Origin of the sequence: Gilvimarinus sp. DA14, assembly GCF_024204685.1 — a bacterium.
Lineage (GTDB): Bacteria > Pseudomonadota > Gammaproteobacteria > Pseudomonadales > Cellvibrionaceae > Gilvimarinus.
This window is the reverse complement of record NZ_CP100350.1, coordinates 891,387-915,106: the sequence shown is the minus strand read 5'-3', so window position 1 is coordinate 915,106 and position 23,720 is coordinate 891,387. Positions and strand designations below refer to the sequence as shown.

At 53.5% G+C, this 23,720-nt stretch carries 22 protein-coding genes; 14 read left to right on the top strand and 8 right to left on the bottom strand.

The window, feature by feature from the left end; all coding sequences use genetic code 11:
• Positions 1 to 44: 44 nt before the first annotated feature.
• Positions 45 to 1,013, bottom strand: a complete 969-nt coding sequence (cmoB, locus tag NHM04_RS03925) for a tRNA 5-methoxyuridine(34)/uridine 5-oxyacetic acid(34) synthase CmoB (protein ID WP_254265743.1) — start codon at positions 1,011 to 1,013, stop codon at positions 45 to 47.
• A 169-nt stretch (positions 1,014 to 1,182) separates the two neighbouring features.
• On the opposite strand from cmoB, the gene NHM04_RS03920 reads away from it, so the two are divergent.
• The 5 genes from NHM04_RS03920 (at position 1,183) to NHM04_RS03900 (ending at position 7,064) form a co-directional block, all read left to right on the top strand.
• Positions 1,183 to 2,952 carry a bifunctional diguanylate cyclase/phosphodiesterase gene (locus NHM04_RS03920; protein WP_254265742.1) on the top strand — a complete coding sequence of 590 codons (1,770 nt, stop codon included), beginning with the start codon at positions 1,183 to 1,185 and terminating at the stop codon, positions 2,950 to 2,952.
• A gap of 58 nt (positions 2,953 to 3,010) precedes the next feature.
• Complete coding sequence (locus NHM04_RS03915; protein WP_254265741.1) at positions 3,011 to 4,627, top strand: response regulator; 1,617 nt, start codon at positions 3,011 to 3,013, stop codon at positions 4,625 to 4,627.
• A gap of 132 nt (positions 4,628 to 4,759) precedes the next feature.
• Positions 4,760 to 5,623, top strand: a complete 864-nt coding sequence (locus NHM04_RS03910) for an FHA domain-containing protein (protein WP_254265740.1) — start codon at positions 4,760 to 4,762, stop codon at positions 5,621 to 5,623.
• A 57-nt stretch (positions 5,624 to 5,680) separates the two neighbouring features.
• Positions 5,681 to 6,790, top strand: coding sequence for a DUF5610 domain-containing protein (locus tag NHM04_RS03905; RefSeq protein ID WP_254265739.1), 1,110 nt, complete (start codon positions 5,681 to 5,683; stop codon positions 6,788 to 6,790).
• Positions 6,791 to 6,827: 37 nt separating this feature from the next.
• Positions 6,828 to 7,064, top strand: coding sequence for a glutaredoxin family protein (locus NHM04_RS03900; protein WP_254265738.1), 237 nt, complete (start codon positions 6,828 to 6,830; stop codon positions 7,062 to 7,064).
• 13 nt (positions 7,065 to 7,077) lie between these two features.
• Here the strand turns inward: NHM04_RS03900 and NHM04_RS03895 are convergent, their stop codons facing one another.
• A complete protein-coding gene (locus tag NHM04_RS03895) occupies positions 7,078 to 8,322 on the bottom strand; it encodes an EAL and HDOD domain-containing protein (RefSeq protein ID WP_254265737.1) in 1,245 nt (414 codons plus the stop codon).
• 157 nt (positions 8,323 to 8,479) lie between these two features.
• Between NHM04_RS03895 and NHM04_RS03890 the strand changes: the two genes are divergently transcribed.
• On the top strand, positions 8,480 to 9,418 hold the full coding sequence (locus NHM04_RS03890; RefSeq protein WP_254265736.1) for a chemotaxis protein CheV: 939 nt from the start codon (positions 8,480 to 8,482) through the stop codon (positions 9,416 to 9,418).
• A gap of 56 nt (positions 9,419 to 9,474) precedes the next feature.
• On the opposite strand, the gene NHM04_RS03885 is transcribed toward NHM04_RS03890, so the two are convergent.
• Positions 9,475 to 11,394 carry a transglycosylase SLT domain-containing protein gene (locus tag NHM04_RS03885; RefSeq protein ID WP_254265735.1) on the bottom strand — a complete coding sequence of 640 codons (1,920 nt, stop codon included), beginning with the start codon at positions 11,392 to 11,394 and terminating at the stop codon, positions 9,475 to 9,477.
• Between the two features lie 342 nt (positions 11,395 to 11,736).
• Here NHM04_RS03885 and NHM04_RS03880 point away from each other — a divergent pair, with 342 nt between their 5' ends.
• Positions 11,737 to 13,647, top strand: a complete 1,911-nt coding sequence (locus NHM04_RS03880; RefSeq protein WP_254265734.1) for an ATP-binding cassette domain-containing protein — start codon at positions 11,737 to 11,739, stop codon at positions 13,645 to 13,647.
• Here NHM04_RS03880 and NHM04_RS03875 read toward each other — a convergent pair.
• Positions 13,644 to 14,084: a universal stress protein gene (locus tag NHM04_RS03875; protein ID WP_254265733.1), complete on the bottom strand. Its 441-nt coding sequence runs from the start codon at positions 14,082 to 14,084 to the stop codon at positions 13,644 to 13,646. The genes NHM04_RS03880 and NHM04_RS03875 overlap by 4 nt on opposite strands.
• Before the next feature lie 96 nt (positions 14,085 to 14,180).
• Here NHM04_RS03875 and NHM04_RS03870 point away from each other — a divergent pair, with 96 nt between their 5' ends.
• Entirely contained in the window at positions 14,181 to 14,741 is a 561-nt protein-coding gene (locus NHM04_RS03870; RefSeq protein WP_254265732.1) for a hypothetical protein, read from the top strand.
• 17 nt (positions 14,742 to 14,758) lie between these two features.
• Here the strand turns inward: NHM04_RS03870 and NHM04_RS03865 are convergent, their stop codons facing one another.
• Positions 14,759 to 15,487 (bottom strand): hypothetical protein, encoded by a 729-nt coding sequence (locus tag NHM04_RS03865; RefSeq protein WP_254265731.1) that lies wholly within the window; start codon positions 15,485 to 15,487, stop codon positions 14,759 to 14,761.
• Positions 15,488 to 15,830: 343 nt separating this feature from the next.
• Here NHM04_RS03865 and topA point away from each other — a divergent pair, with 343 nt between their 5' ends.
• From topA to NHM04_RS03850, 3 genes are all read left to right on the top strand, one after another.
• Positions 15,831 to 18,455, top strand: coding sequence for a type I DNA topoisomerase (topA, locus tag NHM04_RS03860; RefSeq protein ID WP_254265730.1), 2,625 nt, complete (start codon positions 15,831 to 15,833; stop codon positions 18,453 to 18,455).
• 8 nt (positions 18,456 to 18,463) lie between these two features.
• The gene (locus NHM04_RS03855) at positions 18,464 to 18,952 is read left to right on the top strand and encodes a DUF6586 family protein (RefSeq protein WP_254265729.1); all 489 of its coding nucleotides are present in this window, start codon (positions 18,464 to 18,466) and stop codon (positions 18,950 to 18,952) included.
• A gap of 157 nt (positions 18,953 to 19,109) precedes the next feature.
• The gene (locus tag NHM04_RS03850; RefSeq protein ID WP_254265728.1) at positions 19,110 to 19,373 is read left to right on the top strand and encodes a hypothetical protein; all 264 of its coding nucleotides are present in this window, start codon (positions 19,110 to 19,112) and stop codon (positions 19,371 to 19,373) included.
• Between the two features lie 89 nt (positions 19,374 to 19,462).
• Here the strand turns inward: NHM04_RS03850 and NHM04_RS03845 are convergent, their stop codons facing one another.
• On the bottom strand, positions 19,463 to 19,858 hold the full coding sequence (locus tag NHM04_RS03845) for a cell division inhibitor SulA (RefSeq protein WP_254265727.1): 396 nt from the start codon (positions 19,856 to 19,858) through the stop codon (positions 19,463 to 19,465).
• Entirely contained in the window at positions 19,851 to 20,453 is a 603-nt protein-coding gene (lexA, locus tag NHM04_RS03840; RefSeq protein ID WP_254265726.1) for a transcriptional repressor LexA, read from the bottom strand. The genes NHM04_RS03845 and lexA overlap by 8 nt, the downstream gene beginning before the upstream one ends.
• Positions 20,454 to 20,700: 247 nt before the next feature.
• On the opposite strand from lexA, the gene NHM04_RS03835 reads away from it, so the two are divergent.
• The 3 genes from NHM04_RS03835 (at position 20,701) to NHM04_RS03825 (ending at position 22,688) form a co-directional block, all read left to right on the top strand.
• Positions 20,701 to 21,804: a mechanosensitive ion channel family protein gene (locus NHM04_RS03835; RefSeq protein ID WP_254265725.1), complete on the top strand. Its 1,104-nt coding sequence runs from the start codon at positions 20,701 to 20,703 to the stop codon at positions 21,802 to 21,804.
• Positions 21,801 to 22,316: a hypoxanthine-guanine phosphoribosyltransferase gene (locus tag NHM04_RS03830; protein ID WP_254265724.1), complete on the top strand. Its 516-nt coding sequence runs from the start codon at positions 21,801 to 21,803 to the stop codon at positions 22,314 to 22,316. Before NHM04_RS03835 ends, NHM04_RS03830 begins: the two co-directional genes overlap by 4 nt.
• Positions 22,317 to 22,475: 159 nt before the next feature.
• Positions 22,476 to 22,688 carry a cold-shock protein gene (locus tag NHM04_RS03825; protein ID WP_254265723.1) on the top strand — a complete coding sequence of 71 codons (213 nt, stop codon included), beginning with the start codon at positions 22,476 to 22,478 and terminating at the stop codon, positions 22,686 to 22,688.
• Between the two features lie 27 nt (positions 22,689 to 22,715).
• Here the strand turns inward: NHM04_RS03825 and NHM04_RS03820 are convergent, their stop codons facing one another.
• Positions 22,716 to 23,702 carry a CsiV family protein gene (locus tag NHM04_RS03820; protein WP_254265722.1) on the bottom strand — a complete coding sequence of 329 codons (987 nt, stop codon included), beginning with the start codon at positions 23,700 to 23,702 and terminating at the stop codon, positions 22,716 to 22,718.
• Between the last annotated feature and the right edge of the window lie 18 nt (positions 23,703 to 23,720).

Below are 23,720 nucleotides of genomic sequence, written 5' to 3'. Positions count from 1 at the left end.
GGCGACACTTCAGTGCGTTCTTTTCGCATTTGCCGTTCGATTATTTAAGCTTCGGCGACCAGCGTTGCGCGAATTGGCCCCGGGTAACCCTCGATCGTTTTGCCGGGGTCTTGTGGGTCGAGAAAGTTCTCCAGCGAGTGAAATTTCATCCACTCGGTCGCTCGTTGCTCTTCAACTGTGGTGGGGCATAGGTCTACCAGTCTGGCATTGTTAAATCCGCACTTACGCATCCAGCTTATCAGCGTGTCAGGGGTTGGGATAAACCAGACATTATTCATCATCGCATAGCGGCCCTTAGGCACTAACACCTCGCCTTCGCCACCTTCTATGACCAGCGTTTCCAGCACCAGTTGTCCACCGGCTCGCAGGGTATCTTTCAGCTCGCGCAGATGATCCATCGGGGAACGGCGGTGGTAGAACACACCCATAGAAAACGTAGTGTCGAAAGCGCGTAGCTCGCTGGGTAGCTTTTCGATGCCTATGGGTAGTACATCGATAGGCTGCGAGCGGCCTAAAAAGTGTTTAATAGCCGCAAACTGCACGACAAATCTAGGCGAGGGATCTATCCCTATAACCCTAGCTGCGCCATCGCCCAGCATGCGCCAGCCGTGATAGCCATTGCCGCAGCCTACATCCAAAACCAAGCGGTTGTGCAGCGGGGCGATCTTGTGGCGGATACGCTCCCACTTCCAGTCTGAGCGCCACTCGGTATCAATGTGGATATCGTGCAGCGTGTAAGGTCCCTTGCGCCAAGGTATCAGCGCCTGCAAAGCGGCACGTGCCTGCTCTCGGGTTTGCTCGTCACAGATACCGCTAACTGATACTTCGTCTGCTAACTGTAGCGTCTGCGGCTCAATGTGCGGGAGCCGTTGCAGGGCTTCAAGCCAGGCTGGCAAATCGCCAAACCTTTGCGGGCTAAGGCCCTGATGAATGTCATCTTCCAGTTGCTCGCACCACCTGTGCAGCCGTGGATGGCCGGTGAGAAATTCCGTCAGTGCTTGATAGTCGATCATTAGCTGGCAGCGCCTGGCTCGGAGTGGGTGTTAAGGGCGGTGCATTCTAGCGGCGATTGCCTTTGCGCTCAATAAGTGTCCTGTCATTGTAATGTCACATTTCGCGTGGACAATTGCGCCATGCTGCTTGAAGCCGTTTTACTTTTCCCACATCAATAAGGAGGACGCTGTGACGCAGCACCTCCAATTGCAACTGCAGGAAGTGATTGAGCGTGCTCAGCTCTATCCTGTTTTTCAGCCCATTATCAATGTGATTAATGGCACCATTGCGGGGTTTGAGGCTCTGATTCGCGGGCCAGAGGGCTCTGGGCTCGAGCGCCCCGATCAGCTTTTTTCTGCCGCTGCCAGCTCGGGCCTGCTCGCGCGTTTGGAATACACCTGCCGTGAGGTTGCCTGCCAGGCGTTTATGGCCCAGCGCCTGCCCGGGCAATTATTCCTCAATATGACACCTCTGTCGTTTACCGACAGCCAATACCGCGACGGCGTAACCATGGCGATACTGCGTAAGCTCAAGTTGGACCCGGAGCGGGTCGTATTTGAGCTTACCGAAAAACAACCAATGGAAGAGTACGATCTACTGAGCAGCGCCTGTGAGCACTTTCAGCGCCAGGGCTTTGCGGTAGCTATCGATGATTTAGGGGCCGGTTACGCGGGTTTGCGTATCTGGAGTGAGCTCAACCCGGACTACGTAAAAATCGATCGCCACTTTGTTAGCGGCATAGAGCGCAGCGCGGTCAAGCGCGAGTTTGTGCGCTTTATGATGGATATCGCCAACCGCATCGGCAACAAGGTGATTGCAGAAGGTATTGAAACCGCCGAGGAGTTTAAAACCCTAGTATCTATGGGGGTTGAATACATGCAGGGGTTCTACATCGCCCGCCCCAGCCGTGAACCGCTTACCGAATTGCCCGCTCATTTAAATGAAGTGAGGGCTACGGCGATGCCTCAGTCGCGCGATACTTTCTACCACACTTTGCGCGAGGTAACCGTAGCCGAGCCAGGTATCCCACCCCATACGACCGCTGGTGATGTGGTCAAAATGTTTCGCTCGGATGTGCGCCTGACCTGCCTGCCGGTAGTCGCAGAAGATCACACCCCCATGGGGGTGATCAGCCGCTCGGAGCTGTTAAATACTTTTTCCTGGCGCTATTCGTACGAGCTGCATGCCAACAAACCTGTGGCTGGTTTTATCAGCCCGCGTAGCTTGATTATGGACATCAACAGCGATCTGAATTCGGCCGGGCGGCTGGTGACAGAAGACCCAGCACAAAACCTGAGTGTGGATATTATTGTCAGCGAGGCAGGGCGCTACGTGGGTGTGGCCAAAGTGCGCAGTATTTTGCGCAGTATTGCCGATGAAAAGCTGCGCGCGGCTCGCCACTCTAACCCGCTTACCGCGCTGCCGGGCAATGTTCCGTTGTACGAGTGGATTGATCGGCTGTTGTGTCAAAAGGCGGACTTTATTGTGGCTTACTGCGATATTAATCACTTTAAGCCCTTCAATGATGCGTTTGGTTACAGCAGTGGCGATGACGTTATTATTTTGCTCGGACAACTACTGCGGCAAACGGTCCAGCCAGAGGTAGATTTTGTCGGGCATGTAGGGGGCGACGACTTTGTGGTGGTGTTTAAAAGCCGCGATTGGCGTGAGCGCTGCGAATCTCTGATCGAGAGTTTCAGCCGGGCCATTGTAGAGCGAATGCCGCCGGCGCAATTGGATTACTGCACGGAGGATCGGCACGGTCAACGGCGTCGTTTTGGCCCACTCAGTATTGCCATTGGCTGCGTCCATCCGGACCCAGATCATTGTCTTACCCATCATCAGGTGGCGCTGTTGTTGGCCGAAGCTAAGCATCGTGCCAAGGCACTTGGTGGTCAGCAGGTGTTTTTATCCCGCCGCCGTACTCCCGACTCTAATACCCGGCCTCAACCAGCCTAGATTTCCCTAGTCGCCGCTTTCGGCTATGCTGGAGCGGAATAAGCAGTCTGGAAGGGTGATGGGATTAAGCGATATCGTTAGTGCCAGAGTGTTGCTGGTCGATAACTTTGATAATTTTCGCATGGCGGTGATGCGTTTATTGCAGCAGTTGGGGTGCGAGCATGTGGATACCGCCGTCAACGGCCTCGATGCGCTGCGCAAGTGTCGCAACTTGCAATATGACTTAGTGCTCTGTGATTTCAGCCTGGGGCAGGGCAAAAACGGCCTGCAGTTGTTAGAGCAATTGCGAAAAGAGGGGCAGTTAAAACCAGGCGCTATTTTCGTTTTACTTTCCGATGAATTCAGCAAAGCGCTAGTGCTGGCGGCCGCCGATGCTGAGCCCGATGCCTTTCTTACCAAGCCTGTGTCCACCAAAACCCTGCGAGATCGTCTTGCCCGATTGCTACAGCAGCGTCGAGCCATGGCGCCTTATTGGTCTGCACTCAACGCCGGTGACAGGGCCAAAGCGATCGAGATTTGCCAGGTTTTGTCGCAGGCTCAAGGTCGCTACCAGAATCAGGTGCAAAAGCTATTGGGCCAGCTGTTACTGGAGGAAAAGCGCTACGACAGCGCCGAAGCTTTTTACCGCCAGGTAATGACTGAGCGCGAGTGGGATTGGGCCCAGCTGGGAATAGCGCGTGTTTATGCCGCGCAAAACGATTGGCAGAGGGCAGAGCATTGGCTGGAGCAGGCGCTGGTTAGTAATGAGAATTGCTTGCCGGCACTCGATTTATTGGCCGAGATGCAGGCCGCTACCGGCGACCCTCAAGCTCGCCAAGCAGTGTTGCAGCAGGCGGTCGAATTGTCGCCACTGTCAGTCGTGCGACAACAGTTGCTGGGGCAACAGGCGCTAGATAATCGCCAGCTATTGTTAGCCGCGAACGCTCTGCGCCAGGCAGTGAGGCTCGGGTTGCACTCTTGTTATGACAATCCGGATGTGCACTTGGCCTTTGTGCGCTCGTGTGCCGAGCTTGGATACACCGACCGGGAAAAAGGGCAGAGCTTTTATAAAGATGCAAAGCGTGTGTTGGAAGAGTTCGACAGTCGTTTTACTCAAGAGCCAGAACAACAGCTCGAGTTGCGATCGGTGGCGTGTGCCTTTAACGCAATCGGTGGCGATGCCGTCTATTCGCGGCAGCTGATGCAACAAATGCAGGCCGAACATGAGCTGATTTCCTTACCGGTAACCATTTTGCTCGATTTGGCCAGTGCGGCTGACTATTTACAGGAGCTGGCTCTGCGGGATGAATTACTTGAGCAACTGCGTCAGCACCACTGTCAGGATCAGGCCGTGCTGGAAAAAGTTGATGTACTGCTCGCGGAGCCTCTCAGCCGTAAAAAACGCGAACGCCTGGCGAGCTTAAACAAACAGGGTATTGGCCTTTACGAGTCCAAGAACTATCCCCAGGCACTAGTATGTTTTGAGCAGGCAATGTGCGAGTTCCCTCGTCACAGCGGTGTGGCTTTGAACTTACTGCAGACAATTGTGGCGGCCCTGGGGGTGGCTGAGGAAAAAGAACCTCATCGGCGCCGGGGGCAGGTGTTGATTGAGAGGCTGCAGCAAGGGGGGGAGCTGGATATCGACCAGCGCGATCGATTTAACCGCTTGCGTCAGCAGTGGGCCGGCATGAACTGAGGAAGGTGTAAACTGTGTCGCGCTGCAAGTTTACCTCTGCAGGCGCGTCCGAGGTGCGCGGGTTATCTTGAAAACTCGGTACCAGTGTTGCATTATCAGGTGCCGTTAAACGATTGCAAAAAGGACGCTTTGATGCTGAAAATCCGCTTCAAAAATAAAAAGTACAGTGCGGTTTGGCTCGTTGAGCCTAGCATCAGTATCGGGCGGCATAGAGCTAATGAGCTGGTGGTGAGCGCACCCAACATCGCCGATAAGCATTTGGTGATTGAAGCGGAGCATGAAAATCTGCGCTTGATAAACCTGGTGCCTGGCTCGGAGGTAAAGGTCAATGGCCAGGCGGTAAGTGAGGGCCAAGCACTGTCGGCTCGCGATACCATTTCTCTGGCGGGAATCGAGCTTGAAATTATCGACCCCAAAGATGAGTCGACCGCTGCTCCCGCCCAGCGCTCCCAAACTAACCCCCGCACGCCAAAAACCACCGGCTGGGCACTCAAAGCCAATCACACCGCGCTTGGCAATCGGGTCTACCCGCTTAAATCCAACAATTTAGTGGGGCGCTCAAGCGATTGTGACATCTCTCTGGCGGCGGCCCACTTATCCCGACGTCATGCACAGTTAAACGTCGTTGAAGGCGTGCTGTACGTGCGTGATTTGGGCTCGGCTAATGGCACTTATCTCAATGGCAAGCCTGTTACAGAGGCGCGGGTGAAGCGTGGCGATGAACTGCGGTTCGATACCTTGAGCTTTGGTGTTATTGGCCCGGCGGACGACATGGCCAAAACCACCGTCAGAGCGGTAGGCAGGCCGAGCAGCGCGAAGCCCGCGCGTACTGCACCTAGTCGACCCAGTGCCCCTCAAGCCCAGGCGCGCCCGGCCACGAGCCTTGGGGCTGTCGATACCCCGGCGCAAAAGCCTCGCTACGGCAGTGCTGGTCTCGCGGTCTTGATTGTGTTGACCGCGGTGGTGGTGGCGGCGCTTTTTCTGACCCGCGGCTAAAGTTTTCCCATATACGGCCGTAAGCCTCAGGAGACGATTTACTTCCGGAGGCCCGGTATGTTTACCAAGCAAACGTCCGATATTTTGCCCACCGCGCAAAATGCGCTATCTGCCAACACCCCGCGCCACTTTACGTTACTGAGTGAGCGCGCGCTGGCTTATGTGGAATCTTCCGAACCGCAGCCCAAAGGCTTTAAGCCGCTCACTGCCGAGCAAGCAGCGGGTAATATTCTTGGCTTTATCGAGCGCCAGTTGCAGCGCGACGTGGCCGATGGCGCCAGTGAAAGTGAGTTGCAAAGCCGCTTACAGGCCGGTCTGCAAGGTTTCAAAAAGGGTTTTGCCGAGGCCGAGGAGCGACTGTCGGCACTTAATATGCTCAATGAGCGAGTGCAAGCCGATATAGGTAAAACCTACGATCTGGTGACCTCCGGTGTGGATAAGCTGGCCGAGCAATACACGCCAAATGCCAGTACCAAGGTGGCGTTGAGTCAGGCGGCGAAGGAGATGTCAGCGCCGCTTGCGGCATCATACGATTATGCCGGGGCGCAGAGTTTTCAATTTGTCGTACGCACTCGCGAAGGCGATACCATAACCGTGGCAGCGCAGTCGGCGACTGGCGCCAGCGCCAGTTTTCGCAGCGCTGATAACGCTGCCGAATTTGCCTACGCTGAAGTTTCCAGCAGCCGCTACAGCCTGACGATTGAAGGCGAGCTCAGCGAGCAGGAGCGCCAGTCACTTGCCGATCTTCTCGATAAGGTTGATCACTTGGCCGAGGAATTTTTCACCGGCAATCTGGATAGCGCTTTTTCTTACGCACAAAACTTAGGTTATGACTCAAATCAAATCAGCGGCTTTGCCCTCAGGCTGACCCAAGTTGAGTATCAGCGTGTAGGCGCGAGCTATGGCGAGGGCGCCACATCCGGATTGGCCGAGCAGCTGGAACCTGTGGGTCGCTTTATCAAGGATACCCAACAGGCGCTCGATAAGGCTTCAGTGTTTGCCGAGCCAATAGATGTTCTGCAATCGATAATCGACGCCATGTACCTGCCGCAGGACGAGCAGCCCGATCCAAAGGGACGGCGCTTTGCTGATTTTGTACGGGATCTTCTCGCCCAGCCCGCTGTTGTTGGTGAGGCAGGTGAGTCCGGGGTAAACACCGAGTTATGATTTACAATAGCCTCTTGCCATAATTAATGAGGTTGTTGTGCATAAGGTTTTGTTGTTGACCACGGTTGGGTGCCATCTTTGTGATAATGCCCGGGCTGAGTTGCATGCTGCGGCTGTTGATATTCGTGTGACCGAATTTGATATTGCTTGTGATGATCAAATGATTGAGCGTTACGGCGAAAAAATTCCCGTAATCAAAACTGACGACGGCAGAGAGCTGCAGTGGCCGTTTTCATCCGCGGATATTCTAAAACTGTTTGGCTCTGCCGGGTAATGCTGTCGTCGCGCTAGGCCAAGCCGCTTTTAACTTCAGCTCGCAAGGTTTGCTGAGTTTCATCAACCCAGCTGAGGGTTTGTAAATACAAGGCGGACAACGAGCTGGGATTCAGACCGTATGTACTCAGGTAGTCCCAGTCAATGGCCTCCCATTCGCCGTGTTCATAGGCGATTACGGTTTGTAGTAGCTTTCCCTCTTCACCTTTATGCTCAAGCAATGCACTGCGTAGCGAAGGGCTGAGTTGAATATCTCGCAGCACCTTTTCCAGCGGGGCATCCATAAAGGCGTCCAGCATTGATAATAAACCGGCAGTAAAGTACGAATCGCACTGGCTAAGCGGTTGTCGCGTGGCCGCGATTAACTCACACATTTTGGCGCGGGATAGGGCCTTTACTGACAGTTCGGCCGGCTTGTTGCCGAGTTTCGCCATCGCCAGTAAGCCGATCCAGTTCTTGATGATCTTCAGTCCTAGCAGTGTCAGGGCCTGGCGCAGGGATTCAATGGTGCGAGGTAATCCGAAAGCTGCTGAGTTAACCAGCTTTAGCAGTTTAAAGCTCAGCACCGGATCGCGCGAAATGATGTCTTCGATATCTTCAAATTTAGCGTTTTTATCGTTCAGTTTTGCCAGCAGTTGCAGCACGGCCTGTTTGCTTTCGCTGAGCCGTTGCCCGGTGATGATTTGGGGTTTTTCCAGAAAGTAGCCCTGAAACATGTCGCAGCCAATGGCTTTGCAATATTCGAGCATGGCAAAGGTTTCAATTTTTTCGGCTAGAACCTGTATTCCCAGAGCTTTTAGCTTTTTGACGTGTCGATCAAGATCGTTTTGCGTCAAACACAGTACGTCGAGTTTTACGATGTCGGCGTAGGGTAAGAGAGATTCATTTTCCGAGCTCAGCTCAAAGTCATCCAGGGCAATGGTAAAGCGTTTATCTCTTAGTGTTTTCAGCCGGTGCAGTAGGCTGGCATCGAGCTCTTCGGTTTCTAGTACTTCGACGACTAGCTGTGAAACATCGAATGGCAGATGAGCATCCATAAGTGCGCCGGTAAAATTGATAAAGGCGCGATGTTTACCCACCACTTTTTCAATAGAGAGTTCGGTAAAGGTGTTGAGCAGTACTTGGGTGCTGGCGATATCGCCGTCGAGCACTTCGGCGCGGTTTTGTTGGTCGGTGCGGTAAAGCAGCTCATAGGCCACCACCTCCATATTTCGATTGAAGATGGGTTGGCGCGCCAACAGTGGATGTTCGTGAGGCATTAGTGACTCGGGCCTGGCTCTGTACTTATCTTTAATCACGATTGTAGGGTAAATTAGCCTTGGCGGGTAAATTTTCTTTTGTTCTACCTAAGAGGCGTTTACTCTAGGAAATGTTAAGCGTTACTAGGGTAACGAAAACGGGAAACAGGGGCGACAGATGACAGGTATTCTCAACTCGGTGGATCAACGCACAAACCTGGTGGGGCAAAACCGCTTGGAGTTATTGATTTTCCGTTTGGGGAGAGGTCAGCGCTTTGCTATTAATGTGTTTAAAGTTCAGGAGGTGGTTAAGTTACCCAAGCTGCGCCCGGTGCCTCATAGCCATCCCCACGTGTGCGGAGTGGCCCAATTGCGTGGCAAGGCGGTACCGGTTATTGATTTGGCACTCGCCATAGGCCTGGGGAAGACCCGCGATCTCGACAATGCCAGTCTTATAGTGGCTGAGTATAACCGCACTGTGCAGGCGTTTTTAATCGGCGCAATTGAAACAATCGTCAATCTAAATTGGGAAGATATTTTACCGCCGCCCAAGGGAACCGGGCGCCAGCACTACCTGACAGCAATTACCCGTGTCGACAAAGATATCGTGGAAATTCTCGACGTGGAGCGCGTTCTCGCCGATATCGCCCCAATGAACACCAGCGTGTCGACACAGATGCTGGACAGCGAGTTGATAGAGCGCGCCCGCGCGTTAAGGTTAAAGGCGCTGGTGGCCGAAGATTCTGCCACTGCTTTAGGTCAGGTGCGCGAAACATTGGCTGAACTTGGTATTGCGGTGGAGGCGGCGCAAGATGGCCTGCAGGCGCTGCAGCGTCTGCAGTCGGTAGTAGCGCGAGGCGTGACGGTGACTGATGAATATTTGTTACTGGTGACTGACGCCGAAATGCCGGAAATGGACGGTTATCGTCTAACGGCGGAAGTTCGCGCCAACCCGCAATTGGCGTCTTTACATGTGATTATGCATACGTCGCTAAGCGGAAGTTTTAATCAGGCGATGGTGAAAAAAGTCGGTTGCGATGGCTTCTTATCAAAGTTTGCCCCGGATGAATTGGCGCAGTTAGTATTGCAGCGCTTGCGTGAGTTTCTTAACGCCTGACGCTGCAGGGCAGGGAAATTGTGCCAGTGGCTTCACGCCACCGGCATGGCAATTGGTTACAGAGATTTATCCGCTTCGCCCGGGGTAATGAAAGGGAGCTTTTCTCCCAGCCGATAGCCGTAAATCACAGAGTAGGCCAAGACATTCTGCACGTAGCCGCGCGTTTCGCGGTAGGGAATGGTCTCAATCCAAATATCAAAAGGCAGTTGCGTTGCCTGATCCTTGTTTAACCATTTTTTCACCCGGTTGGGGCCAGCGTTGTATGCCGCGGCGGCGAGAATGCGATTGCCGTTAAACTCGTTAAGCAGTTGGCCTAAATAGCGCCCTCCCAGGGCGATATTGGTTTCCGGCTTTAGTAGGTCGTAGGTTGAAAAGCTCATCCCCGAGCGATGCGCAGTTTGTTTGGCTGTTGAGGGCAGCAGCTGCATTAAGCCCAGAGCACCAGCGGAAGAGCGGGCATCTGGGGTAAATGCGCTCTCCTGGCGGGCAATAGCGTACAGAAGGTGTGGCGCAATCGCCGTTTCTTTGGCTGTGATGTCCACATGCTCACGATAGGCGATGGGGAAGCGGGTTTGTAAATCGTCCCAGTAGCTCGCTTGAATCATGGCCTGAATACCATTGCGATGCCAGCCCCAGCTCTCGGCCAGCTTGCCAGCGGCGATAACCTCGGGTTCGCTCATAGAGCGGGTAGTGTGGTACCACTCGCGCCGCGCGTTCAGGTTTTCGCCGATAATAAACAGCTCTTTGGCCCGTACAACACCCGGATTTTCCGCGACCAGTTCGGTCACGGGTGGGGCGATTTGCACGGGTTTGTCGACCAGCTCATAGTCCTGTTTAAGGATGTCGGCGGCTAAAAAGCCGTAAAAGGAGCGCGTTTGTGCAACCTGGGTGTAAAGCTGCTGGGCTTTGTCTGTATCATCGCTGGTTTGTAAGAGGGCGCGCGCTTGCCAGTAGCGCCAGCGCTCACTGTTTTGCTCGTCGCTGGGCAGTTGCGCAATCCACTTTTGTACTCGCGGCCAATCCTGTTTACGCAGGGCATCACGGATCAACCATTCGGTGACGGTTTCAGTACTGAGCGCTGGTGTAGAGGCAAGTAACGCTTCGGCATCGTCTGTGTATCCCTGACGCAGTAAACGCACGGCAATATAGCGCTGCGTGTCGATGCGCGCCTGATCGGCAAATAACTGCTGCGCGTCGTATTTGTGCCACAGCTCAATGGCCAGCTTGGCGTCGCGCAGGGACAGACGTTGCAGGCCGTTTAGGATAATGCTCTGCATGCGCTCGCTCTGCTCGCTAAAGCGTGTCATATCCTTTAACAGGCGGGGGTTCGCGTCTACGTCGTAGTAGAGATCGGCCTGTTTTTGTACGGCGGGGGTCATCTGTCGGCTGATGTAGCGCGCCAGCGAGCGCTGGCGCGCCTGCATGGTTTTTTCAAATCTCTGCCAGGCTATTGCGTCGTCCAGTAAGCCGGCGTCCATCCAAGCGGCGAATACCGGATCGCACTCGTTGGGCTGCGAGCGCGATACGTTCCAAAGCGGGGCGACTTCTTCCAAAGCGCTTTTATCACCGGTATTAAGGCGCGCACGAAGGGCCAAGCACTGCAGCGACGTGGTGCTGTTGTCGGCGCGGTAGTAGCGAATCACATCGTCCCACTGGCGGTTTTCTGCCAATTTTTCCACCCACAGCCGCTCCAGCTTGTCGGCCAGGTAAGAGCCTGGATATTCTGCCAAAAACTGATCGATTTCGTTGTTACTCACACGCGATAAACGCCGGGTGATATACCGGTATTCCAGATAGGGTTTGAGCGGGTAGTGCTCAAGCTGCTGCACCAAATTACGGTATTCGCTATAGCGACTTTGACCCAGTGCCTGCTGCGCCTCAGCATAGGTTTTACGCTGTTCGGATTTATCACTAATGGCGCTTGGTGGTGCCTCTGTCGCCGATGCTAGGGTGACAGACAGGGCAAAACCGAGCACACAGGTGCCGATATATGAGCTGAGCCGATATGTCCTTAGGCGATTATGGCGTCCTGGGTTGAATAGCCGCATATTTACCTCGTGCGTGATGCATCAACGACTGTGAAGAGCCGGTTGTGGCCCTTAAGTGCTGTGAGTTTATTGTTATTAAAGGCGGTGCACTGACTTTAAATGTCGCCTGCAGGCTGTCTGCAAAGGCTAATTAACGGTAATATGCTGCCACTTTTTTTATGCTGAATGCAAACTTTATTAAGTGATATAGCTCACTTCAGCAACATCTTCTAAACGATTGATTTTTGGTTATAACCAGTCGGTCGATTCCGGTGCAAACATAGAGGTGATATGGCTCTTTTGACGGTAGATAAAGCCGAGTTGAACTACGGCTTACAGATACTTCTGGATAAGGTGGACTTCGCCCTTGAACGGGGCGAGCGCTGGTGTCTTATTGGCCGCAACGGCGCAGGTAAATCGAGCTTTTTAAAGGTGCTTGACGGTGAGGTGAGCCTGGATGGCGGGGCGGTCATTGTTGACCGCGGCGTGCGAATTGCCCGTTTGGCGCAAGATTTGCCCGATGCCAATGGCCAAAGTGTGTTTGATGTGGTGGCCTCGGGGCTGCCCGAGGCGGGCGAGCTGCTAAGCCGCTATTACCACCTCACCGAAGTAAGTGAGTCGGAGCGCGGTGACGACTGGGTAGAAAAACTGGCCCGCGTACAAAGTGAGCTGGAGGCGGTAGACGGCTGGAGCCTGCAAACGCGGGTGGAAACGGTGCTAACGCGTCTGGACTTAAACGGCGCTACGCCCATGTCGGCTCTGTCCGGGGGCTGGCGCCGCCGGGTAGCATTGGCGCAAGCACTGGTAATTGAGCCGGATGTGCTTATGCTGGATGAGCCCACCAACCATCTGGACGTTGCCGCTATCGAGTGGCTGGAAAACGAGCTGATTAATTTCGCCGGAGCCATCGTCTTTATTACCCACGACCGGGCATTACTGCAAAAGGTGGCGACGCATATTGCCGAGCTGGATCGTGGCCACCTGCGCACCTGGAAAGGGGATTACCGCAGCTTTCTCGAGTACCGCGAGCGGGTGCTTGCTGAAGAGGCTCGACATAATGAGCTGTTTGACAAAAAGCTCGCCCAGGAAGAAGTGTGGATTCGCCAGGGCATCAAAGCCAGGCGCACCCGCAACGAGGGGCGGGTAAGGGCGCTCAAAGCGATGCGCGAAGAGCACAAGGCGCGCCGGGTGCAGCAGGGTAACGCCAACTTTGAACTGGCCGAGGCGGGGCTGTCGGGCAAGCTGGTGGCTGAGCTAGATGGGGTGAGCTTCTCTTATCAAGACAAACCTATCGTCTCTGACTTTAGTTGCCGCATTTTACGCGGCGATCGCATCGGTCTTATCGGTCCCAATGGTGCGGGTAAGAGTACCTTGCTTAAGCTGATTCTGGGGCAATTGGAGCCGGATGCGGGGCGCATTAAGCTAGGTACAAATTTAACCGTGGCCTATTTTGATCAGTTGCGCGATCAGTTGGATTTAGAGAAAAGCGCCGTGGATAATGTATCTGAGGGGCGCGATACCATTGAGCTAGCCGGTAAATCCAAACATATTATTTCTTATTTAAGCGATTTTTTGTTCTCTGGCGAACGGGCTCGTACGCCGGTTAAGGCCCTGTCTGGGGGAGAGCGGAACCGTGTTTTGCTGGCCAAGCTGTTCAGTAAGTCTGCCAATATTCTGGTGCTGGATGAACCTACCAACGACCTGGATGTAGAAACCCTGGAACTGTTGGAAGAGGTTTTGACACAATTTAGCGGCACTGTGTTGCTGGTCAGTCATGATCGGGCTTTTCTCAATAACCTAGTTACCAGCACTATCGCCTTTGAAGGTGGTGGTCAGGTACGTGAGTATGTCGGTGGTTACGACGATTGGCTGCGTCAGGGCGGTAAGTGGCGTGAACCGCAAACACAAGCCGCCGCAAAGTTCGAGCAGCAAGAAGTGCAAATACCGGCAACCACTATTGCCAAAGGCAAAGAGAAAAAGAAGCTTTCCTATAAACTGCAGCGCGAATTCGACGCGCTTCCCGATGAAATCGAGCGTTTAGAAACTGAACTGGAAGCCCTGCAAGCTACCGCCAGTGGCGATGCTTTTTACAGTGGCGATCCAGTGGCCATTGAGGCTCATATGCAGTCTATGGCCGCCACTCAAGAGGCGCTCGACAACTGCTACGAGCGCTGGGCGGAGCTTGAAGATATGGGCGGTTAGTCGTTGCCGCTGACGCGAATGGCCAGCACATCGCAGCCAGCGCCGTGCAGCACACTGTTGGAGGTAGAGCCTAGAAGCAAGGCAAAACCTTTACGCCCGTGGCTGCCCACCGCGATTAGATCGGCGTTGATTTGCTTGGCCAGGTGATGCAGCTCTGTGGCGGCTTGGCCCACCAGAACGTGCTCTTGCTCTACCGTGCAATCGGCATTGCGAATTAGGCGCATAAGTTCTTGCTCGGCCTTAATTTGCAATTGGTCCTGCACTTCAGAAAGATCGATGGGCATATCGCCGCCGTAGGCAAAGGTAAGTGGCTCAATCACATGGGCCACCGTCAGCTTTGCGCCGCAAACCTGGGCCAAAGCCGCGGCTTTTTGCAGAATTTGGGGGCACTCTTCGGTTAAGTCCAGCCCCACCAGAATGTGTTGGTAGGCGGTCATAACATTCTCCTTTCGCTGCGGATTATTAAAATTTTGGATGATTCTGGGACAAATCGCCAGCCTTATTGATCGCCGAACTGACTAAAATAGCTCGGCGTGTTTGAGTTCAGCCTCGCCACTTCACTTGGCAACAAGAATTTACCAAAAAGATTTAGCCTGAATATGAATACAATCACAATCATTATTATGCTTCTGGTCGCAGCAATGGTTATCGGGCCTGTGGCGATGATGCGGCCATCGCCAGCGCAAAAAAAACGTGAAGCGATTCGCGCCTATGCCTTCAAGCAAGGGCTCGGCGTCAGCGTCAGACGCGTGCCGCGAATCGCAACCGACCTGGAAGAGCCGCCACTGTTGCCGACCTACTCGGTAAAAGTTAAAAACGGGGAGGCGTGGGCGCTGCGGCGCGCGCCTTTTAGCCACGAATCCCACTTGGCGCAATACTGGCACTTTACCCAGGGGCGCGCTGCCAGCGCGACGGAGGACTTTCTATGCGCTTATTTACCCACCTTGTCTAAGCGGGTGGCAGCCGTTACCAGTGCATCGGGGGAGCTCTCCGTGGCTTGGCATGAGAGCTTTGCAGAGGCGGATGTTGACAGTTTAAGGGGCTTTTTAACGGCTTTGGCGAAGGCCGAAAATGCCGAGTTAATCCGGGGTTAACAGCTTCCGGCGGTCGCTTACTCTGCGACTTGCTCGGTGAGCTCGCTGGTGTACTCGGGAAAGAATTCGTCGCTAAGATAAAGAATATTCTGTTGCATCAGCTGGCTTATTTCGCGAATCAGAGGTAGGCGTCTGGAGTCTGGGTGCTGCGAGCCCTGTAGTAGCTCCTGGGCCTTGCGAAAGTAATTGATAGCACTGATTTGCTGCTCATTATCTCTGGCCAAGTAGCCTGCTCCCACCAGCGATAATACGCTTATCATCAGCCTCGCCCACTCGATCTGATTGCAGTGTTCCAGGTATTTTTCAGGTGTTAAGTGGTTCTCTGCGTGGCGGCGTTGTATGTGGCGCAAGGCGTGCAGGAGTTTGCCCTGAAGCATTTTGATTTCGGAGTCGCTGTGGCACAAACGGTTTAGCTCGCGCTCGGAAAGTCCAGAGCTCAGCTGCTGCAGTTGCGCCTGAGCTTTCGCCAGGCGCGTTTTCAGAGGTTCCGGGTTTTGTTGTTCAGTCTCTAGCAGCGCTTCCAGAAGCGCGCATTTTTCACGCGCAATCTCGCTGCATGTAGCGGTGCTTTCCACGGCTTGCAAACAGGCTTCCAGGGCTTCTTCGGTCTGTTCCAGAGTTTGATAAAGCTGCTCGCGCCGACGCGCCAATTGCTTGAGCTGCTGCTGGCGAACATTAATTGCGTTAACCGCTGCGAGCGCCACTAGTGCAATGGTGATAAGTGCAATGAGCGCCAGTGCAGTCATTGAAAATTCCTAAAAAATTGCGCTTTTTTCATTTTTAATCTCAATGGGCTCGCTTGGCTCGCTCAATTGATTGCAGAAATTATATGTATTTCAGTGGGATAGGGCTTCAATACCCTTTGTTGCGGCGGTGGCAAAAGTCCCGCTTATATGGCGTATAAAATACCATTTTTTCACCTGCAGGGAGAAAAAATTCATCGCTGCTCGCTTGACCCTGGCTCTCGCAGGACTTATATATGCCCACCTCGCGGCGGCCGTTTGGCTTGTTGAAGGCCTGAGCACCGCCTACGCTTTAGACGCAAAAGCGCAACTTCTGACCGAATGAGACAAGGAATATTGAGCGCATATGGGTAAATCTCTGGTAATTGTAGAGTCGCCAGCCAAAGCGAAAACCATCAACAAATATCTCGGCCGGGATTTTATCGTCAAGTCCAGCGTAGGTCATATTCGCGATTTGCCCACCAGTGGCAGCGCTAAAAAAACCGATCCTAAAGAGCGAGCCAAGCAGGCGGCCAAAACCCGCAAAATGTCGCCGGATGAGAAAGCAAAGTACCAGGCCGAAAAAGCGCACAAGCAGCTGATTAATCGTATGGGGATAGACCCGGAGCACGGCTGGGATGCGCATTACGAGATCCTGCCGGGCAAAGAAAAGGTCGTTAGCGAACTGAAACAGTTGGCCGAAAAGGCCGATACCGTGTACTTAGCAACGGATTTGGACCGCGAAGGAGAGGCTATTGCCTGGCACTTGCGCGAGGCTATTGGCGGTGATGACGAGCGTTTTCGCCGGGTGGTGTTTAACGAAATCACCAAGTCAGCCATTCAAAATGCCTTTAAAGCTCCAGGGCCTATTGATCAGGATCGAGTCAATGCTCAGCAGGCGCGTCGCTTCCTCGATCGCGTAGTGGGCTATATGGTGTCGCCACTGCTGTGGGAAAAAATTGCCCGCGGTCTTTCTGCCGGGCGCGTTCAATCTGTGGCTGCCAAGTTGGTGGTGGAGCGCGAACGTGAAATTCGCGCATTTATTCCCGAGGAATACTGGAACATTTTTGCTGACTTGGCGGCAAAAAGCGGCGATAACGTTCGTTTTGAGGTAAAAAAGAAAGGCGGAGAGGTCTTCCGTCCCGGCAATGAAACCGACGCCATGGCCGCGGTGAGCGATCTCAAAGACGCCAGTTATGAGGTCAAGGCGCGGGAAGATAAGCCAACTCAGTCTAAACCGTCAGCACCGTTTATCACCTCCACCCTGCAGCAGGCCGCCAGTACTCGCCTGAGCTTCGGGGTGAAAAAAACCATGATGCTGGCGCAGCGCTTGTACGAGGCCGGCTACATCACTTACATGCGTACTGACTCCACCAACTTGAGTCAGGAGGCTGTAGCCTCATGTCGCGATTATATTGCTGAGGAGTTTGGCAAAAAATATCTGCCCGAATCGCCCAATGTGTATTCCAGCAAAGAGGGGGCGCAGGAGGCTCACGAAGCTATACGCCCCTCCAGTGTTACGGTAATGCCCACGCAGCTGCAGAATATGGACCGCGATGCCGAGCGGCTATACGCCCTAATTTGGGCGCAGTTTGTGGCCTGTCAGATGAGTCCGGCGCAGTACACCAGCACCAATATTACCGTTGTGGCAGGTGACTATGAGTTGCGCACTCGCGGTAGAGTTATCCGCTTTGACGGTTTTACCAAGGTGATGCCCTCTATCAGCAAAAAAGATGAAGATGTGGTATTGCCGGAGGTTGCGGTGGGTGATTTGCTGCCACTGCAAAAGCTCGACCCATCGCAGCACTTTACTAAGCCGCCGGCTCGCTACAGTGAGGCGAGCCTGGTAAAAGAGCTGGAAAAACGCGGCATAGGCCGACCTTCAACTTACGCGTCTATTATCTCTACGATTCAAGATCGCGGCTATGTGCGGGTAGAGAACCGCCGTTTTTACGCCGAGAAAATGGGTGATATTGTCACCGAACGCTTGAATGAAAGCTTTGAAGATTTAATGGACTATGGGTTTACCGCCAGCATGGAGCAATCTCTGGATGTGGTGGCCGAAGGCGGCAAAAACTGGCGCGATTTGCTGGACGAGTTCTACGCTGACTTTATTAAAAAGTTGCAGCAGGCGCAGAGCAAAGAGCGCGGCGGCATGCGTACCAACGCGCCTACCGATACAGACATTGAGTGCAACAAATGCGGGCGTCCGATGCAGATTCGCACCGGCTCTACGGGAGTGTTTTTAGGTTGCTCTGGTTATGCCTTACCGCCGAAAGAGCGCTGCAAAAATACCATGAACCTGGTCTCGGGCGACGAAGCGGTAGATGTGGAGGCGGACGAAGAAGCCGAATCCCGGCAATTGCGCTCCAAGCGTCGTTGCAAGTTGTGTAATAGCGCCATGGACAGCTATTTACTGGATGAGAAACGCAAATTACATATCTGCGGGAATAATCCAGATTGCCCCGGCTACGAAGTGGAGCAGGGCACTTTCAAGCTTAAAGGCTATGAGGGACCAACCCTTGAGTGCGACAAATGCGGCAGTGAGATGCAGCTAAAAACTGGGCGCTTTGGCAAATACTTTGGCTGCACTAACGAAGAGTGTAAAAACACCCGCAAACTGCTTAAAAATGGCGAGGCCGCGCCACCGAAAATGGACCCTGTGCCTATGCCGGAGTTGCAGTGCCAGAAGGTGGACGACACCTACGTACTGCGCGACGGTGCTTCGGGCTTGTTTTTGGCCGCCAGTGGCTTCCCCAAAAACCGCGAAACCCGCGCCCCCTTGGTCAGCGAGTTATTGCCTCACAAAAAAGAGATTGATCCCAAATACACCTTTTTGTTTTCCGCTCCCACAGAAGATCCGGACGGTGTGCCCACGGTGGTCCGTTTCAGCCGCAAGACCAAAGAGCAGTATGTGCAGTCTGAAGTGGATGGCAAAGCCACCGGTTGGAAGGCTTTTTACACTGGCGGTAAGTGGATGCCGAATAAATAGGACAATCTATGGCAGTTTCACTGGTATCTCTGGTTAATCAGCGCCTGGCTTGCTGCCGGGCGCTGTTGCAAGATGCCCCCAGTAGTCGTAACCAAGTGCATCACAAAGCCTTAATAGATGCCTGCTTGTTTCATTTAATGTGCGGTTACCACCATTATGTTCGCGAGCTGAGCAACACCTACGGGGTAAAAAACCTGGCGGCATTGGAGGACGAGGCCACAGCTATTCAGGCGCTCTCCCAACAGGGTAAAACGTCGGCCGAATTACAAGAGCTGAGTAATTTAGTTACCAGCAAGGGGAGTTGGCTCTACGAGCTGAAAGGGCATTATCAAGCTGTCTGGGCGCTGCCTGAAAAAGAGCAGGAACCAGGCATGATTCCACTTGCTAACCTAGATGCGCCACAGCTGGGCGAATTAACCCTAGACAGTCTAGCCTGCCTCTGCAGTGAGTTTCAGGCTTTGATTGAGCGCCAGCGCGATAACAGCCTGGAGTGCTAACCCCGCAACGGGCTTTTTTGATCGGGCCGCCTGTGCGAAACCCCTGCTCATATTTTCTACAGCGTTAAATTGTGCATTTATTGTGCCGCAAAATGCTGTTAAACTGGTGGGCTTGAGTTTGAATTGCAGACCCGGAGTGAGCGCGGGCGGAGATCGTATGTCAGCATCCCTGTATGAAATTGTCGAATTAGCCAATGGCGACGTGGTATTACAGCGTGCCGACGAAGAGGGCGAGCCGCTGCTGTGTATAAAATTCTCTACCGAGTCATTGTCTTTTATGCGCGAAGGCAAATTTGATATTGCCAAGGCCATGATTGAGGCGGGTATGGAAGCGGCTGGTGATTTAGCCGATGCCGAACCTGAGGAATCCATGGCCGAAGAGGGCCAAGTTGACGTTTACAATAAGCGCACACTCCATTAACTTCGCCGCTCATCAGAGTTTCTTGGCCTCTGTTCTCTTATTTATATCTTTAGTGCATGAACAAAGCTGCGGGAGTTGGTCGCTTCGGGTCAGCGCTCGCGAATCAGTAAACCCTGGCATGCGCCGAGTTGAGCGGCTCTTTCCAATTGCGCAAATTCCTGTCTGTTAAGTTTCCCCGGGCTTGCGATCACTGTATGGCTATTGCCCAGTGCCAGGGCGTCCCAGCTGACCCACAATTGCTGCTCGTCGTCTTTGCAGTGCACCAGGCGCAGGTGTGAAGTATCGACGTTAAACTGTGCCAGCAGATGGCTGGGTACGGGTTCGCGGGTCACCCAGGTCAACCAGCGCTGGTCACATTGATGGCTGAGGTGGGCGATCATGGGCAGCACCATGTGCCAGGACTGGCCGGCTCCCTGTGTCAGTACCAGCTCGGTCAGGCCGCTATCTGGTTGGGCGATAGGTTGAACGGTATTAAATTTAGTCACGGCGTATCACTCCTACACTGAGCCCTTCGATGGCAAAGCTTTGATCGCGCAAATCCACATGAATCACGTCAAAATCCGGGTTTTCCGGTAACAGCTCAACCTGTGCTCGATTACCTTCACGCTTAAACCGCTTTACGGTTACTTCATCGTCAATCCGGGCTACTACAATCTGGCCGTTGTGAACTTGGTCGGTTCTGTGTACGGCCAGCAGGTCACCATCCAAAATGCCGGCATCTTTCATGCTCATGCCTTTAACGCTGAGGAAAAAATGCGCCTGTGGGTGAAAGAAATTAGCCGGAATATTGCAGTAATCTTCAATATGTTCCTGCGCGAGTATCGGGTTACCGGCAGCGACGCGCCCCACAATTGGCAGCCCCGCCTGGGCTTCGGGTAGGCGGATACCGCGGGAGGCGCCGGGAATCAGCTCAATGGCGCCTTTGCGGGCCAGAGCTTTAATGTGTTCTTCAGCGGCATTGGCCGATTTATAACCCAACATACGGGCAATCTCGGCTCGGGTAGGGGGGTAACCTGTCTCGTCGGCATAGCTTTTTATCAGTTCTAATACCTGTTGCTGCCGGTTGGTTAGATTTTGCATAGCGGTTCCCTGTGTCCTGTCTGGGTGTACTGTTTGGTTATACAGTGTCTGTGATTATATACAGTTGTTTGGTGCGTGCAACAGTTTTCTCGCGAGGTATGGCCAAAGATCAGCGAGGCTGCCGATAGTCTCGCTGCTGCGCCTGACGGCATGTATACTTCTGCCTGCAAAATCGAGCGTAGTCACCGCGACTGCAAAAACAATACAAGCCCTGGTTGGGTTAAGTCGTAGAGGAACACAAGTCGTTATGGAAGCTTGGATTTCAGGTCTGTCGAGAAGTGAGAGTTTGTGGTTGGTGCAGGTTTTCGCCGTTGTTTTAGCGACCTTGGTCTTGGCGACTTTTGTCCGCAGTATTCTCAATACCCTGCTTAAGCACGCCCATAAAACTCACACCCGCTGGGATGACACCCTGGTAGAGGCTGCCATAGCACCGCTGCGCTGGTTGATATGGCTGGTGGGTTTGTCGTGGGCGGCAGAGCTGGCGCACGATGTGACCGAGGATTCACTGTTGGAATACGCCGACCAGGTGTTGCGCATCGGTATTATTGTCCTGCTTACCTGGTTTTTAGTTCGTTTAGTTAAATATGGCGAGCAGAACTTCCTCGCCCCCGACGACGGTAAACCTGCCGATCCTACCACGGTGATGGCGGTAGGGAAGTTGCTGCGTATTTCCATTGTAATCACCGCAGCGCTGGTGCTGTTGCAATCTTTGGGGTACAGCGTCTCCGGGGTTCTGGCATTTGGCGGTATTGGTGGTATTGCTGTAGGTTTCGCGGCGAAGGATCTGCTGGCCAATTTTTTTGGCAGCTTAATGATTTATCTCGACAGACCCTTCAAAGTGGGAGACTGGGTTCGTTCGCCAGATCAGAATATCGAAGGCACTGTAGAAGAAATTGGCCTGCGCTTGACCCGCATTCGTACCTTCGACAAGCGTCCGCTGTACGTGCCAAACCAGACCTTTACCCATATTTCGGTTGAGAACCCGTCGCGCATGCTAAACCGCCGGATCTACGAGACTATCGGAGTTCGTTATGAGGATGCCGGTAAGCTGCCGGCGATTGTGGATGATGTGCGTGAAATGCTGCAGAGCCACGAAGAGATCGATACCGATCAAACCTTGATTGTAAACTTTAATGAGTTTGCCGATTCGTCGTTAAACTTTTTTGTCTACACCTTTACCAAGACTATTAATTGGGTGCACTTTCACAAAGTAAAGCAGGATGTATTGCTGCGTATTATTCAGATTGTGGAGCAGCATGGTGCAGAATGCGCCTTTCCAACACGCACTTTGCATTTGGCTGCTGCGCAACAGCTACCACAAGTTGGTGCCGCTCAATCGGAGAGTTCATGAGTCAGCCCGAGTGTTTATACAACTTGGCAGAGATCGATGCGGCGCTCGATTCCATGGCCGCCCAGATTAACGCCGATTACGCTGATCAATTACAACCTTTACTTGTGCTGGTGCTGTTAAAGGGCGCACTGGTTACTGCCGGGGCATTACTGCCCAAATTAACGGTGCCGGTTGAGGTAGATTACCTGCATGCGAGCCGTTATCGCGACAACAGCGCCGCCGATCAACTTCGCTGGCTGGCTAAACCCCAAACGGATTTGTCCGGCCGCGATCTGCTGATCGTGGATGATATTCTGGATCAGGGGATAACCTTGCGCGAGGTGGTCAAGTACTGCCTTGAGTGTCAGGCCTCAAGCGTCGCCACCGCCGTCTTGGCTCATAAGCAGCTGCCGCAGCCGGCGCTGGTAGCCGCAGATTACCTGGGCTTACAGGTTCCCGACCGCTATGTGTACGGCTTTGGTATGGACAACGCTGAGCGGGATCGCAATGCACCTGGTATATTTGCCCTCTAACGCATAAGTGTGCGAATTTTCTGATTATTGAGCAATTTATTCGGCGCTGGCGTCGACAAAGTGGACAATTTGCGCTCAATGCAGTACAAATTCGTACTGCGGCTGTGGGGGCCGCGCTCCGACAGGAGTCGCTGTACATAAAAATAATGAGGTTGAAATATGTCTGATCGTCTATCCGGTACGGTTAAATGGTTTAATAACGCGCGCGGCTACGGGTTTATTACCCGTGGTGAGGGCAGCGAGGATGTGTTCGTCCACTACCGCAATATTCGCGGCGAGGGTTACCGCTCTCTGTCTGAAGGTCAGAATGTGGAGTTTTCGGTGCAGCAGGGCGATAAAGGTCTGCAGGCCGATGATGTGATTCAGCTTTAAAAATTCTGCTTTAGTCTGTGCCGGGCTCTAGGGCCCGGCTGGCGATGGCTCATTGCTTTCCTTAGGCGCTGCTGTCGACTCTGCAGGGCGCTCGTAAGGCGTGATTTTTACCAGCATACCCAAGCGCGGGTGATCCAGGTGGTGCAATTCGCTACTGCGCATACGCCGCTGCTGCTCCAGTTTAACAATTCGCGCGGGCAGATAGGGCGCCTCTAAAAACTCCATTAAGGTATCTTCAGGGCGGGTTTGCACCGCATCGGCCATCAGGTTGGAGTAGTCAATATCCACAGCGCTTTGCGCTTCTAATTGTTGCAGTCGTTTCACTGGGCTCAATGGCAGGCTGGGCCACTGGTTGCGACTTTGCCCGGTATTGATTTGAAACTCGGTAAACCACAAATCGGTAAAAACGTGTAGATAGCGAGAAACATTGATATTAATGCTGCCTTCCAGCTCAAAGTGCTCACCAAAAGCCTCTCCCCCGGAAATGAGTACCCAGGGCGCCGAAGCTTCGGCGGTTACCCGCTGGCGCCAGGCTTCGTGAAACAGAATGTCAAAGCCGGGTTGGGCTGCAACGCGGTTGGCTACGGCGTTCAGTCCACGCTGGTCGGCGGGCAGCTCGAAAAAGGCGTCGCGGGCTAAATCGACAGGTTCAACGGCGAGAGGTTGCTGTGCGTCAATCGCTGTTGCAGTGGCTTGCTGGCCGGTAGCGCTGTCGTCACCGAAATAATTCGTCTGTGGGTTTTGTGCTTCGGTTTGTCGTTTGCGGGCTCGCTCTTCGCGCCGTGCCATTTCCGCCTCTGGGGCGCGCAGTTCTTGCCAGTTAACCGGGTAGTCCAGGGTGATGTCAGCGGGCCAGGTTTCTGCACTGGTGTCCAGCGGGCGGGAGTAAACAATAATCTCTACCTGATACCAGCCCTCGTGATTGCTTTGCGCTTGAGTCCAGTGTGGCGCCGTCATGGTTATGGCTGCCATAGCGGTGGCAAGGGCGCGGGCCAGTTTTTTCACCTCGATCATAAATGTCTTCCTATTTGC

Excerpts from the sequence above, each read along its gene's own strand:
- NHM04_RS03890 (WP_254265736.1), top strand. The coding sequence starts at position 8,480 with ATGACAGGTATTCTCAACTCGGTGGATCAACGCACAAACCTGGTGGGG.
- NHM04_RS03835 (WP_254265725.1), top strand. The coding sequence starts at position 20,701 with ATGGAAGCTTGGATTTCAGGTCTGTCGAGAAGTGAGAGTTTGTGGTTG.
- NHM04_RS03865 (WP_254265731.1), bottom strand. The coding sequence starts at position 15,487 with ATGACTGCACTGGCGCTCATTGCACTTATCACCATTGCACTAGTGGCG.
- NHM04_RS03825 (WP_254265723.1), top strand. The coding sequence starts at position 22,476 with ATGTCTGATCGTCTATCCGGTACGGTTAAATGGTTTAATAACGCGCGC.
- NHM04_RS03820 (WP_254265722.1), bottom strand. The coding sequence starts at position 23,702 with ATGATCGAGGTGAAAAAACTGGCCCGCGCCCTTGCCACCGCTATGGCA.
- NHM04_RS03850 (WP_254265728.1), top strand. The coding sequence starts at position 19,110 with ATGTCAGCATCCCTGTATGAAATTGTCGAATTAGCCAATGGCGACGTG.
- NHM04_RS03915 (WP_254265741.1), top strand. The coding sequence starts at position 3,011 with ATGGGATTAAGCGATATCGTTAGTGCCAGAGTGTTGCTGGTCGATAAC.
- topA (WP_254265730.1), top strand. The coding sequence starts at position 15,831 with ATGGGTAAATCTCTGGTAATTGTAGAGTCGCCAGCCAAAGCGAAAACC.
- cmoB (WP_254265743.1), bottom strand. The coding sequence starts at position 1,013 with ATGATCGACTATCAAGCACTGACGGAATTTCTCACCGGCCATCCACGG.
- NHM04_RS03875 (WP_254265733.1), bottom strand. The coding sequence starts at position 14,084 with ATGACCGCCTACCAACACATTCTGGTGGGGCTGGACTTAACCGAAGAG.
- NHM04_RS03905 (WP_254265739.1), top strand. The coding sequence starts at position 5,681 with ATGTTTACCAAGCAAACGTCCGATATTTTGCCCACCGCGCAAAATGCG.
- NHM04_RS03855 (WP_254265729.1), top strand. The coding sequence starts at position 18,464 with ATGGCAGTTTCACTGGTATCTCTGGTTAATCAGCGCCTGGCTTGCTGC.
- lexA (WP_254265726.1), bottom strand. The coding sequence starts at position 20,453 with ATGCAAAATCTAACCAACCGGCAGCAACAGGTATTAGAACTGATAAAA.
- NHM04_RS03830 (WP_254265724.1), top strand. The coding sequence starts at position 21,801 with ATGAGTCAGCCCGAGTGTTTATACAACTTGGCAGAGATCGATGCGGCG.
- NHM04_RS03880 (WP_254265734.1), top strand. The coding sequence starts at position 11,737 with ATGGCTCTTTTGACGGTAGATAAAGCCGAGTTGAACTACGGCTTACAG.
- NHM04_RS03895 (WP_254265737.1), bottom strand. The coding sequence starts at position 8,322 with ATGCCTCACGAACATCCACTGTTGGCGCGCCAACCCATCTTCAATCGA.
- NHM04_RS03910 (WP_254265740.1), top strand. The coding sequence starts at position 4,760 with ATGCTGAAAATCCGCTTCAAAAATAAAAAGTACAGTGCGGTTTGGCTC.